Source organism: Pseudomonas sp. 2995-3, assembly GCF_002742565.1.
Taxonomy (GTDB): domain Bacteria; phylum Pseudomonadota; class Gammaproteobacteria; order Pseudomonadales; family Pseudomonadaceae; genus Aquipseudomonas; species Aquipseudomonas edaphica.
This window is the reverse complement of record NZ_LJSB01000437.1, coordinates 1-516: the sequence shown is the minus strand read 5'-3', so window position 1 is coordinate 516 and position 516 is coordinate 1. Positions and strand designations below refer to the sequence as shown.

At 33.3% G+C, this 516-nt stretch carries 1 protein-coding gene; it reads left to right on the top strand.

The genetic code is table 11. The features are described from left to right. Positions 1-215: 215 nt before the first annotated feature. The coding region (locus tag AOA62_RS29955; RefSeq protein ID WP_178075675.1) for a replication initiator protein A at positions 216-516 on the top strand (301 nt) is incomplete at its 3' end.

Sequence of the window (516 nt, the reverse complement as noted above, 5' to 3'; positions counted from 1 at the left end):
ACTCTGTTATAATAAATGAGTAAATAAAAAAATGTACGAAAAAAGCACCTTCGCTGTTTTGGCCGACAAGAAGTTGCTTTGATCTCTTTTTCAATTCTTAATGTATTATATCCCAAAAAATGATATAGTGCAAAATTCTAATTTGAAAATAAAGACATCAACAAGCTCTTCTATGAGTGTGCTTTTTCGTACAAATTCATAGGAGGGCTTTTATTATGCCAACAAACGAATTCTACAACGTCAATGAAGTTTACACTGAGAAGTATTATCAACTGCCTCAGTGGCTCTTTACAAACGAAAAATACAAGGATTTGAGCAACAATGCACGCATTGCTTATGCACTATTAAAGGACCGCAATCGCTACTCTATCAAGAATCATTGGTTTGATGCAGACGGCAATATTTATTTTATTTTCACTAATAAGACATTAGCAGATATGCTAAACGTCACTGAACGAACTATTACGTCCGTTAAGAAAGAATTAGTGACTCACAGACTTCTTTACATTAAGAAGA